At 64.2% G+C, this 12,774-nt stretch carries 11 protein-coding genes; 3 read left to right on the plus strand and 8 right to left on the minus strand.

Annotation, left to right across the window (positions count from 1 at the left end):
- Positions 1–28 precede the first annotated feature (28 nt).
- Together LUU92_RS11015 and LUU92_RS11020 are read left to right on the plus strand one after the other, a co-directional pair.
- Complete coding sequence (locus LUU92_RS11015) at positions 29–1,201, plus strand: XylR family transcriptional regulator (RefSeq protein WP_058427030.1); 1,173 nt, start codon at positions 29–31, stop codon at positions 1,199–1,201.
- 88 nt (positions 1,202–1,289) lie between these two features.
- Positions 1,290–2,267, plus strand: coding sequence for a sugar-binding transcriptional regulator (locus LUU92_RS11020; RefSeq protein WP_257103603.1), 978 nt, complete (start codon positions 1,290–1,292; stop codon positions 2,265–2,267).
- A 121-nt stretch (positions 2,268–2,388) separates the two neighbouring features.
- Here the strand turns inward: LUU92_RS11020 and dhaL are convergent, their stop codons facing one another.
- From dhaL to LUU92_RS11045, 5 genes are read right to left on the minus strand one after another with little or no spacing between them, the layout of a single operon-like run.
- The gene (dhaL, locus tag LUU92_RS11025) at positions 2,389–3,036 is read right to left on the minus strand and encodes a dihydroxyacetone kinase subunit DhaL (protein WP_071491482.1); all 648 of its coding nucleotides are present in this window, start codon (positions 3,034–3,036) and stop codon (positions 2,389–2,391) included.
- Positions 3,037–3,039: 3 nt separating this feature from the next.
- A complete protein-coding gene (locus LUU92_RS11030; protein ID WP_257103604.1) occupies positions 3,040–4,041 on the minus strand; it encodes a dihydroxyacetone kinase subunit DhaK in 1,002 nt (333 codons plus the stop codon).
- A 36-nt stretch (positions 4,042–4,077) separates the two neighbouring features.
- On the minus strand, positions 4,078–4,836 hold the full coding sequence (locus tag LUU92_RS11035; protein WP_257103605.1) for an SDR family oxidoreductase: 759 nt from the start codon (positions 4,834–4,836) through the stop codon (positions 4,078–4,080).
- A gap of 14 nt (positions 4,837–4,850) precedes the next feature.
- The gene (locus tag LUU92_RS11040; protein WP_076954377.1) at positions 4,851–5,828 is read right to left on the minus strand and encodes an ABC transporter permease; all 978 of its coding nucleotides are present in this window, start codon (positions 5,826–5,828) and stop codon (positions 4,851–4,853) included.
- Positions 5,825–7,312, minus strand: coding sequence for a sugar ABC transporter ATP-binding protein (locus LUU92_RS11045; RefSeq protein ID WP_071491478.1), 1,488 nt, complete (start codon positions 7,310–7,312; stop codon positions 5,825–5,827). Before LUU92_RS11045 ends, LUU92_RS11040 begins: the two co-directional genes overlap by 4 nt.
- A 256-nt stretch (positions 7,313–7,568) precedes the next feature.
- Here LUU92_RS11045 and rpiB point away from each other — a divergent pair, with 256 nt between their 5' ends.
- Positions 7,569–8,051 (plus strand): ribose 5-phosphate isomerase B, encoded by a 483-nt coding sequence (gene rpiB, locus LUU92_RS11050; protein ID WP_257103606.1) that lies wholly within the window; start codon positions 7,569–7,571, stop codon positions 8,049–8,051.
- A gap of 6 nt (positions 8,052–8,057) precedes the next feature.
- Here rpiB and LUU92_RS11055 read toward each other — a convergent pair whose 3' ends face one another.
- From LUU92_RS11055 to LUU92_RS11065, 3 genes are all read right to left on the minus strand, one after another.
- The gene (locus LUU92_RS11055; RefSeq protein WP_257103607.1) at positions 8,058–9,323 is read right to left on the minus strand and encodes a carbohydrate porin; all 1,266 of its coding nucleotides are present in this window, start codon (positions 9,321–9,323) and stop codon (positions 8,058–8,060) included.
- A gap of 57 nt (positions 9,324–9,380) precedes the next feature.
- Positions 9,381–11,789 (minus strand): glucose/quinate/shikimate family membrane-bound PQQ-dependent dehydrogenase, encoded by a 2,409-nt coding sequence (locus LUU92_RS11060; protein WP_257103608.1) that lies wholly within the window; start codon positions 11,787–11,789, stop codon positions 9,381–9,383.
- Between the two features lie 166 nt (positions 11,790–11,955).
- Entirely contained in the window at positions 11,956–12,696 is a 741-nt protein-coding gene (locus LUU92_RS11065) for an IclR family transcriptional regulator (protein ID WP_071491474.1), read from the minus strand.
- Positions 12,697–12,774: the final 78 nt, after the last annotated feature.

Here is a 12,774-nt window from a genome sequence, read left to right on the forward strand (position 1 = left end):
TGTTGCGACCGGCCCCAGGACAACAACAATGAAAACCCTACCGCCCGTGCACCGCATCGCCTTGCTGTTCAACGGCAGCAAAATCTACGACCGTGGCATCATCGCCGGCATCGGCAATTACCTGAGCAGTACCCGCGCGTCCTGGGACTTGTTCCTTGAAGAGGACTTCCTGTGCCGCCTCAAAGGCATAGAGCGCTGGCAGGGCGACGGCATCATCGCCGACTTCGACGACCCGCTGATCGGCGAGGCGCTGGCCGGCAGCAAGGTGCCGGTGGTGGCAGTGGGCGGTTCTTATGAGGATGCGCGCGCCTACCCCAAGGGCATTCCCTATGTGGCCACCGACAATGCGGCCTTGATGAAGCTGGCCTATGAACATTTGATCGAGGCCGGTGTGACGCGGTTCGCCTGTTTCAGCCTGCCCGAAGCCCAGGCCAATCGCTGGGCCCAGGAGCGCGAAAAGGCCTTCAAGCGCTTGCTGCAACGCGATGGCTTGCCAGTGCAGATCTATCGCGGCCTGGGCACCAGTGCGCCGCTGTGGGACAGCGCGGTGGAGCAGCAGATCGCCTGGCTGCAAAGCCTGCCCAAGCCCATCGGGATCATTGCGGTCACCGACGCCCGCGCCCGGCAACTGCTGCAAGCCTGTCTCACCGCCGGCATCGCGGTGCCGGAAGAAGTGGCGCTGATCGGTATCGACAACGACCCACTGACCCGCACCCTCACGCGCGTGCCGTTGAGTTCGGTGATCCAGGGCACCGAAACCATGGGCCGCACCGCCGCCGCGCTGTTGCACCAGATGCTGCATGGCAAGCCCTGCACCGGCACGCAGGTGCTGGTGCCGCCGGATGCGATCAACGTGCAGGCGTCGAGCCTGCACCAACCCTTGGGCAACCCCTATGTGATGCAGGCGTTGCTGTTTATCCGCCAATACGCCTGCCAGGGCATCAAGACGGCGCAGGTGGCGGCCTATGTCGGCGTGTCGCGTTCATCGCTGGAATCGCACTTTCGCAAGGCGCGCGGGTGCAGCGTGCACGACGAGATCCTGCGCTTCAAACTCGCCAGCGCCGCCAAGGGCTTGCAGGGCAACCACCTGGCGATTGCCGACATCGCCCAGCAGTGCGGCTTCAAGTCGGCGCAGTACCTGCACACCGTGTTCCGCCGCGAGTTCGGCTGCACGCCACGGGAATACCAGCACAGCCATTAGAAACTTTGCAGGCATCGCCCATTCGCTGCTGGACTTGCACCGTACAGACTAGGGAGAATGGTTTTTTGTGGCGTAAATGGAAGCTCCCATGACCGACAGTGCCCACCGTGCCGCCAGCGACATCGACCTGATGACCGAAGTGGCCATGCTTTATTACCTCGACAACATCACCCAGGAAGCCATTGCCAAGCGCTTCGACCTGTCGCGGGTCAAGGTCAGCCGCTTGCTCAAGCGCGCCCGTGATGAAGGGGTGGTGGAGGTGCGGGTGTTGCAGCATCCGGCCCTGAACACGGAGTTGGAGCAGGCGCTGGTCGAGCGTTTCCAGTTGGACCGCGCCTTGATCGCGGTTGACCACGGCGACCCCGACACCCAGCGCTCGGCCGTGGCCAGCCTGGTGGCCAACTACCTGAACAAGACCCTCAGCGACGGCATGATCGTCGCCGTCGGCATGGGCCGCAACGTGGGCGCCGTGGCCGAGAACGTGTTCCTGCCGGTGACGCGCAACTGCACCTTCGTTTGTGCCATCGGCGGCTCGCTCAAGGCCGGCGAATACATGAACCCCGACCATATCTGCCGGCGCCTGGCCCTGCGTTTCGGCGCCGAGAGCGAAACCCTGTACGCCCCGGCCCTGGTGGCCAACCCGGAACTGCGCAGCGTGCTGATCAACAACGACACCGTGCGCTCCACCCTCGACCGTGCGCGCCGCGCCGATATCGCCTTGATCGGCATCGGCGACATGAGCGAGAACAGCAACATGGTGCGCATGGGCTGGTTCTCGCCCCAGGAAATCGCCCAGGCCCGGGTGTCCGGTACGGTCGGTGACATGATGGGCTACGACTTCATCGACATCCACGGCCAGCCAGCGGTCAACGCCATGCAGGGCCGGGTGATCGGCCTGTCGGTACAGGAGCTGGTGCGCATTCCCGACGTGGTAGCGATTGCCAGCGAAAACACCAAGGCGGCGGCCACCCTCGGTGCGTTGCGCTCCGGGGTGATCAACACCCTGGCGACGACCGTGTCGAATGCCTACACGATCCTTGCCCTGGATGATGCAACGCGCCGCTAGGTGACATCTTGTATGTGGTGAGCCCGCTTGTTGTGGTGAGCGGGCTTGTTGTGGCGAGCCCGCTCGCCACAGAAAGCCCCGTCCACCAAAGAGGCTGTGTAGGGCAAACCCGCTCCCACACCTAGGCCACCAACCGCGCCTCAACCGATTCGGCAAGGTTGGTCAGGATCAGGCAGCACGACACTGCGCCCGCATCCAGTACTCCCAGGGAGCGCTCCCCCAGGCGGCTGGCACGGCCGATCTTGGCCACCAGGTCGCGGGTGGAATCACGGCCCTGGGACGCGGCGCTTTTCATCCGGTGCAACGCTTCGCGGAACGTCGCGCCGCTGGCCTGGGCCTGTTCGAACGCCTCGACCGCTGGAATCAACGTATCCATCAGGCACTTGTCACCCACGCCGGCGTCGCTGATGTCTTGCAGTGAGGTCAGGCCGCCACGCAGCAGCCTGGCGAAGGTCGCCCCATCGATGCTATCGCGGCCGCGCACTTCGTCGGCCATGCCGATAAACAGGCTGCCATACAGCGGGCCCATGGAGCCGCCGATGCCTTCCATCAACGCCAGGGTCAGTTCGTCCAGCGCCTCGGCCAGGGACAGTTCGCGGCCCTCCAGGGTCTTGCCGCAGCGCGAGAATCCCTTGGCCATGTTGATGCCGTGGTCGCCGTCGCCGATGGCGCCGTCCACTTCACTGAGGTATTCGCGGTTGGCGACGATGATCGACACCAGGTTGGTGACGATGGCGCTGCCGGTGTTGCTCGGGAAATGTTCGCTCATGCTTCACTCCGACTGGGTCATGCCGATGGAGCGGCAAGGTTGGTCGATCAAACGGCTCAGCTCGGCGTCGAGGCCAAGCAGGGTCAGGGTCACGCCCATCATTTCCAGGGACGTGAAGTAGTTGCCCACGTAACAGCGGTGTATGCGCAGGCCCTTGGCGCGCAGTTGGCGCTCGACCTCGGCGTAGAAAATATACAGCTCCATCACCGGCGTGGCGCCCAGGCCCGAGACCAGCACCACCACGCTCTGGTCCTGGGTGAAGTCGCGGTCGGCCAGGATCGGCGCAAGCATGCGCTCGGCCATGGCGGCGGCGGACTCCACTGGCACCACTTCGATACCGGGTTCGCCATGGTGGCCGATGCCCAGTTCCATCAGGCCGTCGGCAATCTGGAAGTTGGGTTTGCCTACCGCCGGAATGGTGCAGGGCGTGAGCCCCACGCCGATGGAGCGGCAATGGTCCACGGCCTTCTGCGCCACGCGGATCACGGCGTCAAGGTCGTAGCCCTGGGCGGCGGCGGCACCGCCGATCTTCCACATGAAGATCTCGCCGGCCACGCCACGCCGCTTGGCGATTTCGGCGGGCGGGGCGGAGGCCACGTCGTCGTTGGCCACCACGGTGCGGATGTTCATGGCTTTGCTGGCGGCCATTTTCATCGCCAGCTTCACGTTCATGTTGTCGCCGGCATAATTGCCATACAGGCACGCCACGCCTGCGCCCTGGTCGGCGGCACGGAACGCGTCGAAGAAGCTCTTGGCGGTGGGCGAAGAGAAAATCTCGCCCACCGCCACCGCATCCACCAGCCCCGGGCCGACATAGCCGAGAAACGCCGGCTCGTGCCCCGAACCGCCGCCGGTGACAATACCGACCTGGCCGGCCGGTGAGGACGTGCGTTTGCGGATGACCCGTGGGTTGCTCTCGTACTGCACCAGTTCCGGGTGCGCCAGGAGGATGCCCGCGAGCATGTCCTCGACCACCAGGTCCGCATCATTGATGACTCGATTCATAGGGTGTTTCCTTGTTCTTATTCGTCTGGAATCGGCTTACTGAATGCTGTAGCCACCGTCGATCACTACGTTTTCCCCGGTGATCATCCTGGCCGCGTCGCTGACCAGGTAGAGCACCAGGCCGGCGATTTCTTCCGGCTGGGCGAAGCGCCCCACCGGGATCTGCAATTTGGCCCGTTCGCCCAGTTCGCCCGCCCAGGCTTTCTTGCCCAGGGCGGTCTCGACGATGGTCGGAGACACGGCGTTGACGTTGACGCCGTGGGGCGCCCATTCCATGGCCAGCACCTTGGTCATGCCGACCACGGCGGCCTTGCTCGCGCAGTAGGCCACATGACGGTCCAGGCCGATGACGGCGGCCTGGGAGGCAAGGTTGACGATACGCCCGCCGCCTTGTTCGATCATGTAGCGGGCACAGGCCTGCGCCACGAAGAAACTGGCCTTGAGGTTGATGTCCAGGGTGGTGTCCCAGGCGTTTTCATTCACGTCCAGGGCTTTGTCGAGCAGCGCGACCCCCGCGCTGTTGACCAGGTAATCGATGCGCCCTAGCCCGGCAGCGGCCTGGTCGACGGCGGCCTGCAGCAAATCGAGCTGGCGCAGGTCAGCCACCAGCCCCACATGACCCGCGCCGAGGCTGGCAGCCACTTCGACCACCGCGGGGTCACGGTCCAGCAACGCCACCCGGGCGCCGCGCTCCACCAGCAACTGGGCACAGGCCAGGCCGATACCGGCGGCGCCCCCGGTGATCACGGCGCAACGGCCGGTGAGGTCGAACGCCTGGTTCCAGAAATTGGACATTGCACACACTCCACTTAGCGTTTTTTCTTGCGCCAGACATCAATCAACACCGCAAGCACGATGATCAATCCCTTGGCCACTTGTTGGTAATACGACGACACCCCGAGCAGGTTCAAACCGTTGTTGATCACACCGATCAGCAGCGCGCCAAACAACGTGCCGACAATGCTGCCGGTGCCACCCGACAGGCTGGTGCCGCCGATCACCACCGCCGCAATCGCATCCAGCTCATAAGACACGCCCGCCTGGGGCAGGGCCGAGGTGGTGCGCGCCGCCAGCACCACCCCGGCCAACCCCGCCAGCAGGCCGGAAATCACATACACCGAGAACGTGACCTTGCGCACGCCGATGCCGGAGGTGCGCGCGCTTTTTTCGTTGCCGCCCACGGCGTACACGTAGCGCCCGTAGGTGGTGTAGCGCAGCACCATCCAGAAGATCAGCGCGACCACCGCAAAGATAATGATCGGCACGCCAATAGGGCCTAGCTTGCCGATGCCCATGGCGAGGAAGCTGTCCGGCAGGTCGGTGACCGGGCTGCCGTCGTTGAGAATAAAGGTCATGCCCCGCGCCACGCTGAGCATGCCGAGGGTGGCGACAAAGGGCGGGATGCTCAGGTTGGCTACCATGAAACCGTTGACCACGCCGAGCATGGCCCCGGCAAACATCCCCGCACTCACCGCCGCCAGCAGGCCATAACCCTGGGTGGCGACCAGCGCGCTGCACAAGCCGGCGAAGGCCAGGATCGAGCCCACCGACAGGTCGATGCCCTTGGTGAGGATCACGTAGGTCATGCCCACGGCCAGGATGCCGTTGATGGAGGTCTGGCGCAGGATGTCCATCCAGTTGCGCCAGGTCATGAAGTATTCGCTGGAAAACGCCATCACCAGGCACAGCAGGATAAACACCAGCGGCAGGCCGAAGCGGTCGAGGGACAAGCGCAGGCGGTTGCGCGGCGCGGCAGTGACGGGTGCGGCGAGGACTTTACTGTTCATGAGGCAAGACTCAACAAGGCTTCCTGGGAAAGGGCGGTGTCGCTGCTGACGGTCACCAGGCGGCCGCCCTTGAACACCGCGATGCGGTCACTCAGGTGCAGCAGTTCCGGCGCCTCGGACGAGACCACGATGGCCGCACCGCCGGCGCGCACGAATTCGTCGAGCAGGTGATAGATCTCCTGCTTGGCGCCTTCGTCGATGCCGCGCGTGGGTTCGTCGCACAGCAGGCAGATCGGCTGGGTCGACAGGCATTTGGCGAGCACCACTTTCTGCTGGTTGCCGCCGCTCATGGATTCCACCGGCAGGTCCAGGGAGGAGATCTTGATCTGCAGGCGCTTGACCATGCTCTGCGCCAGGGCCTGTTCCTTGCGCGCATTGATCACCGACCAGCTCGACAATTGCTTGTAGGCCGACAGCGCGATGTTGGCGAGGATGCTGGCGCTGAGCACCAGGCCGCTGTCCTTGCGGTCTTCGGTGACCAGGGACATGCCGGCGCGGATGGTCGCCGCCGGGGTGCCGGTGGGCAGGGGCTGGCCTTGCAGGGTGGCGCTGCCGGCGTCCGGCAGGGTCAGGCCATACAGGCAGTTGAGGAATTCGCTGCGGCCCGAACCCATCAGCCCATAGATGCCGAGGATTTCACCCTGGCGCAGTTGCAGGCTGATGTCCTGGAACTCGCCGTCACGGCTCAGGCCATTGACATCCAGGCACGTGGCGGCGGCGCATTCGCGGCCGACTTTATGGTCGATGCGCTGCAACTCCTGGCCGACGATGCCGCGCACCAGGTGGGCGCGGTCGATATCGGCCATGCGCCCGCTTTCCACAAAGGCGCCGTCGCGGAAGATGCTGTAGTCATCGGCAATCTGCGCCAGTTCACTCAGGCGGTGCGACACATAGATGATCCCGGCGCCACGGGCGGTCAGGCGGCGGATCGCCTTGAACAGGGTTTGCGCTTCGTGTTCGCCGATGGCCGAGGTGGGTTCGTCCATGATCATCACCTGGCAGTCATGGCTGAACGCCTTGGCGATCTCCACCAGTTGGATCTGCGCCACGCTCAGGCGATGCATGGGGCTGGTGGCGTCCACGTCGAACTCCAGGCTTTGCAGCAGTTCGCGGGTGCGTCGGTTCAGTTCCTTGCTGTCGACGATACAGCCGGCGCGGCGTGGCTCGCGGCCCAGCCAGATATTTTCGGCGACGGTCATGTAGGGGATGGGTTCCAGCTCCTGGGTGATCATCGCCACCCCGGCGGCGAGGGCTGCGCTGGGGCGGTCGAACTGCACCGGCTGGCCGTTGAGCAGGATGCTGCCGGCGTCACGCTGGGTGATGCCCATCAAGATGCTGAGGAAGGTGGATTTGCCGGCGCCATTGCCGCCGCACAGTGCGTGCACGCTGCCGGCCCGCAGGGAGAGGCGCCCGTCGCGCAGGGCAGGGACCCCGGCGTAGGCCTTGGAAACTTGTTCAGCGTGAAGCAGTAATGGCGGGGCCATCGGTGTGTCCTCTTGCTGATTTTCTTATTAGGTAGGCTTAGCCAACAGCCTGATCATATGATCGGATAGTGATCATATGTTTAAACTGCTCGGGCCGGCTTTGTCAATGGTTTGGCGCAGTGTTCGCCCGTGCTTTTATCGTTTTAGCGGCACTTCGCCTTGAAATAAGCCTTGACAGCGGCGGGCTGATCGTCCGCTAATGATTGTGCATAATTTCAGTTAGTGATCATTTGATCGGTCTGATGGAGAGGCAGTAATGGGTGCACAAACGATGTTTTCGGTGGCCATCGGATGCGACGAGGCAGGCTTTGAGCTCAAGGAAATGCTCAAGCGTTTTATCGAAAGCCTGGGGTATGAGGTCGAGGACTTTGGCTGCCATTCGTCCAGCCCGGTGCTGTACCCGGACATCGCAGCAGCCGTAGCCACGGCGGTGGGCGCGGGTGAGCGGCGCCTGGGTGTGTTGATCTGCGGCACCGGCATCGGCATGGCGATTTCCGCCAACAAGATCAAGGGGGTGCGGGCCGCCCAGGCCCACGATACCTATTCGGCCGAGCGCGCACGCAAGAGCAACGATGCGCAGATCCTGTCCATCGGTGCGCGGGTGATCGGGCCCGAGCTGGCCAAGAGCATCGTCAAAGTGTTCCTGGAATCGGAGTTCGAAGCAGAGCGCTCCGGGAGGAAAGTCGAGCGCATCACTGCGCTCGAACGGGCGAACAGGGCGTTGCCATCAGACGACTGAGTCGCCTCAGAACACCGCCTTGACCTGCAGGCCCAGCACCAGGGCGTTGTCGATGTTGTCACCGGAAAACGCACCCGGCTCGATGATGTATTGCACATCCGGGCGCAGGGTCAGCCAGGGGGTGGCCTGGTAGCCGTAGCTGAGTTCGATCAGTTGTTCGGCATTGTTCAGGTCGGGATAGTCGGTCCCGGCCTTGAAGGCGGCCAGTTCCTGTACCTCGCGGCTGCGCGGGTTCGGCACGGCGCGACCATAACCCAGGGCCAGGGTGTCACGCGGCCGGCCTTCGAACGGCTTGTACAGCACCACGCCTGCGCCGTACCACTTGCTGAACGGCGAGGCCGCTTCGCTGGCGGCGGAATACTGGCCGAAGGCGTGCAGCACACGGCCGGCGGATGAGTCCGAGGCCCACACTGCCTGGTCGATCAGCAGGTAGTGACCACCGCGGCCGCTGACCTCCTTGGTGCTGCCGATGCGTTTCACGTCGGAGCTGTCGTAGTAATAGCCCAGCTTGTATTCACCCGGCAGGCTGCCGGCGTGTTTGTAGATCAATTCGATGGGCACCACGGTGCCAGTGGTGTGCTTGGGGTCCAGGCGCCAGGCGCGGCTGGAGTTGCCGTTGCTTTGCGGGTCGACGTTGAAGGCGGCAACGCGCAATTGCCAGGCCGGCGAGAAGTCATATTTCACCCGCGCACCCAGTCGTGCATTCGGGTAGTTGGTCCAGCCGCTGCCGCCGGACATGTTCAGCGGGTGCCCGCAGAACCCGGCGTTCATGAAGTTGCACAAGATCCCGCTGTCGAGGCCACCGAGGTCATTGCCCATGGCCATGTAGCCGAGCTTGACGTTCAGCGCCGGGGTGAACAGCGTGCGTTCGTAGCTCAACTCGGTGAGGCGGGTGTAGAGACCGCCGTAGTTTTCCTGGATCGGCAGGCGGTTGCCCACCAGGTCCTCGGACGCACTGTTGCCGCGCCGGTCGTTGATCGTGAGCTGGATGCGGTCGCCATTGTTCAAGCCGTAGAGCTTGCCCAGGTCGAACTGCACGCCGAGCTTGAGGTTCTGCGAGTAGCGCGCCGAGCGGTGCTGGCCGCCGTGGGCGTTGTAGGCGGTCTCGCCGCTGTAGTCGCCGGTGAAGCGGATGCCCTGTGCGTCGAGTTCACGGCGCAGGCCGCCCCAGTCGCCGGTCAGGGTGGTGTCATCGGCTTGTACGGGCAGCGCGGCACCCAGGGCGAGGCCCAGCAGCAGGCGCCCAAGGGCAATATGAGAAGTGGGGGTCATGCGGGTTTTTCCAGGCACAAGGCGCGGCGCCGGGGAGGCGCCGCGCGAACAGGGGGGTTAAGGCAGGGCGTAGGCGATCACGTAGTCGCCACGGTCAGTGGACTGGCGTGCGCCACCGGCGGTGATGACGATGTACTGTTTGCCGGTTTTCGGCGATACGTAGGTCATCGGGCCGCCCTGGCTGCCGACGGGCAGGCGGGCCTTCCAGATTTCCTCGCCATTGCCGCTGTTGAAGGCGCGCAGGTAGAAGTCCTGGGTGCCGGCGATAAAGATCAGGCCGCCCTGGGTCGACAGGGTGCCGCCGAGGGTCGGCAGGCCGATCTTGATCGGCAGGTGCATGCGGATGCCCAGGGGGCCGGTGTCCTCGACGGTGCCGACCGGTACTTGCCAGGCGACTTTCTGGGTCTTCATGTTGATCGCAGTCAGGGTGCCGAACGGCGGCGCCTGGCACGGAATACCGGCCACCGACAGGAAGCGGTTTTTGTTCACCGCATACGGCGTGCCCTTGAGTGGCACGGCGCCCATGCCGGTATTCAGCGCTTCGCCACCCGACGCGGCCTGGGCCTTGTTCTGCGAGGGTATCATCTGGATCCACAGGCCCAGGCGCATGTCGTTGACGAAGATAAAACCGTGCACCGGGTCGGTGGAGATGCTGCCCCAGTTCATGCCACCCAGCGAGCCCGGGAAACTCAGGGATTTATCGGTGCCCGGCGCGGTGTACAGGCCGTCGTAGCGCATGCCCTTGAAGTCGATGCGGCACAGCAACTGGTCAAACGGCGTGGCGCCCCACATGTCCGATTCGGTCAGGGTCTGCGCGCCGATCTGTGGCATGCCGACCGATTTTGGCTGGGTGGGCGAGTAGGGCTCGTCAGGGATGTTGGCGGCCTTGACCGGCACTTCCTTCACCTCGGTCAGCGGCTTGCCGGTGGCACGGTCGAGCACGTAGATCTGCCCGGCCTTGGTGCCGATCACCAGCGCAGGCACAGCCTTGTCGCTGCCCGGCGGGGTGAAGTCGATCAGGCTCGGCTGCATCGGCAGGTCGAAGTCCCACAGGTCATTGTGGACGGTCTGGTACACCCATTTTTCCGCGCCGGTGGAGGCGTCCAGCGCCAGTACCGACGCGCCGTATTTGTGGTTGAGCTGGGTGCGTTCCACACCGTAGATGTCGGTGGACGAGCTGCCCATCGGCAAGAATACGGTGTTCATCAGCGGGTCATAGGACATTGGCGCCCAGCTGTTCGGCGTGCTGCGCACGTAGGTGCTACCGTCGGCCGGGGCTTTTTTGTCTTCCGGGTTGCCCGGGTCGAACGCCCAGCGCATCTGGCCGGTGATTACGTCGAAGCCACGGATCACGCCGCCGGGCATGTCGGTCTGCACGTTGTCGGCCACGCGGCCGCCGACCACCACGGTGGTGCCGGCGATCAGCGGTGCCGAGGACAGTTGGTAGTAGCTGTCCGGCACGTTGCCCAGGCCGGCTTTCAAATCCACCTGGCCGTGGGTGCCGAAGTCTTCGCAGAACTGGCCGGTGTCGGCGTCCACGGCGATCAGGCGTGCATCGATGGTGTTGGTCAGCAAGCGGCGCTGGCACTGCGCACCGGCGGGCACGCTGGCGGCGATGATCGGTGAGCTGTTCGGTTGGGTAGGCTGGGCAATCGGCGCAGTGGCGTCGAAGTAGGCCATGCCACGGCAACGCTGCCACACCGCCGATTTGGCGTTGATCTCGTTCTTCCACAGCTCTTTGCCGGTGTCGGCGTCGAGGGCGATCAGGTTGTTGTGCGGCGTGCAGATGAACACTTTGTTGCCGATCTGCAGCGGGGTGAGCTGGTCTTCGGCACCGTTGCCGTCGCTGAGAGCGACGTCACCGGTGTGGTAGGTCCAGGCCACTTTGAGCTTATTGATATTGTCGCGATTGATTTGGTCCAGCGCGGCGAAGCGGCTGCCGCCTTCGGTGTTGCCGTAGTGCGCCCAGTCTTTCTGTGCGTCGGCTGCGGCCACCGGCGTGATACCTGGGCCAGTGCCGGTGGGTGCCACGCTCGGGTGGGCGACAAACATGTTGCCCGCCGCCACGGCCACGCCCACCGCCAATACCGCCGCCACGCCATAGGCGCCACGTGCAGGCCGGTTGGCCAGCAGCGGGTACACCAGCGCTACCACCAGGCCGATCACCGTAAACATGAACAGGCGGGAGAACAGCGGCCAGAACACCAGCCCCACATCCGCCACCGCCCAGAGAGCCGTGCCGACCAGGAAGGCCGCGAACAGCCACGCGCCCGCCGGCTTGCGTCGGGCAATCAGCAAGCCGGACACGGCCATGGCCGCACCGCCGATCAAGAAGTACCAGGAGCCTCCCAGGCTCACCAGTTTGCCGCCGCCGATGGCCAGCGCGAGGCCGAGCAGGGCGATGATAACGCCCAGGCCCAGCAGTAGGATTCTAGAGACGCCAGTGGCGCGCGATGCTCGTTTCATGTCGACAGGACTCGAATGTGAGAGGGCAAAGACGCGATTTTAGCAAGATAAGTAACTGGTTAGTACATTAGAGTCCTGCAATAGACTATTACAGGTGCTGCGATGATGGCATGTGGTCGAATGTCGCTCGAGGTGCGATGCGTCTCGCACCTGGCAGGCCGGCGTTTTAGTCGGATTTCTTGCCGCGCAGCTTTTTTTGCGGGGCCTCGGTGCTGGCAAGTGCGTCGCCGCCCAAGCTGCGGGTCAGTTCGACGGCCGCTTGCTGGAACAGCGGGTGCAGCGTCTGCGCCTGTTCGGCAGTCAGGCGGCTGGCGGGGCCGGACAGTACCAGTGCGCCGATCAGGTTTTCCCCTGGACCGAAGATGGGCAGGGCCATGGACGAGGCATGGGGGTCGGTGGCGCCATGGGAGAAAATCGGTTTGATCATTTTCGCGGCCAGCGCATAGGGTGTACGCAACGCCTCGGCTCCGGCGGCGCCGTCCATGGGGCGAGTGTCCCCGGGTTGCAGGTGCAGGCGCAGATGGTGAGGGGAGTTCACGCGGTACAGGCACATCCGATAAGCGCCGTGGCGTACGTAGAAGGAAGCGGTTTCGCCGGTTTCCTGAGTCAGGCGGTGCAGCAGCGGAGTGATGTGGCGTTCAAGATCGAGGCCGTCCTGGTACACCGTGTTCAAGCGCATGATTTCGGTGGCCAGCTGATAGCGACCATCGGCCAGGCGGGTGATCAGGCCGTGATTCTCAAGCGAAACCATCAAACGCATGATGGTGCTTTTGATCAGTCCGGTGCGTGCGGCGAGTTCGGCCAGTTCCAGGGCGGTATCCCCCATGCGGAAGGCAGTCAGCACGGTGAGCACCCGATCAGCCGAGGCCACCCCAGTGACTGCGGGGCGTGGGCGGGTTTTTACCATGGGTTGCTCCTTGTGAGGGGGTGGGCGGGTAGGCTGCAAAATACTGCCATTGGTCGGCGCGGTCAAAGCGGTGGGGAG

It is taken from the genome of Pseudomonas extremorientalis (genome assembly GCF_024584605.1).
GTDB lineage: Bacteria > Pseudomonadota > Gammaproteobacteria > Pseudomonadales > Pseudomonadaceae > Aquipseudomonas > Aquipseudomonas extremorientalis.

Excerpts from the sequence above, each read along its gene's own strand:
- dhaL (WP_071491482.1), bottom strand. The coding sequence starts at position 3,036 with ATGAGCGAACATTTCCCGAGCAACACCGGCAGCGCCATCGTCACCAAC.
- LUU92_RS11040 (WP_076954377.1), bottom strand. The coding sequence starts at position 5,828 with ATGAACAGTAAAGTCCTCGCCGCACCCGTCACTGCCGCGCCGCGCAAC.
- LUU92_RS11030 (WP_257103604.1), bottom strand. The coding sequence starts at position 4,041 with ATGAATCGAGTCATCAATGATGCGGACCTGGTGGTCGAGGACATGCTC.
- LUU92_RS11035 (WP_257103605.1), bottom strand. The coding sequence starts at position 4,836 with ATGTCCAATTTCTGGAACCAGGCGTTCGACCTCACCGGCCGTTGCGCC.
- LUU92_RS11065 (WP_071491474.1), bottom strand. The coding sequence starts at position 12,696 with ATGGTAAAAACCCGCCCACGCCCCGCAGTCACTGGGGTGGCCTCGGCT.
- LUU92_RS11055 (WP_257103607.1), bottom strand. The coding sequence starts at position 9,323 with ATGACCCCCACTTCTCATATTGCCCTTGGGCGCCTGCTGCTGGGCCTC.
- LUU92_RS11045 (WP_071491478.1), bottom strand. The coding sequence starts at position 7,312 with ATGGCCCCGCCATTACTGCTTCACGCTGAACAAGTTTCCAAGGCCTAC.
- LUU92_RS11060 (WP_257103608.1), bottom strand. The coding sequence starts at position 11,789 with ATGAAACGAGCATCGCGCGCCACTGGCGTCTCTAGAATCCTACTGCTG.
- rpiB (WP_257103606.1), top strand. The coding sequence starts at position 7,569 with ATGGGTGCACAAACGATGTTTTCGGTGGCCATCGGATGCGACGAGGCA.
- LUU92_RS11015 (WP_058427030.1), top strand. The coding sequence starts at position 29 with ATGAAAACCCTACCGCCCGTGCACCGCATCGCCTTGCTGTTCAACGGC.
- LUU92_RS11020 (WP_257103603.1), top strand. The coding sequence starts at position 1,290 with ATGACCGACAGTGCCCACCGTGCCGCCAGCGACATCGACCTGATGACC.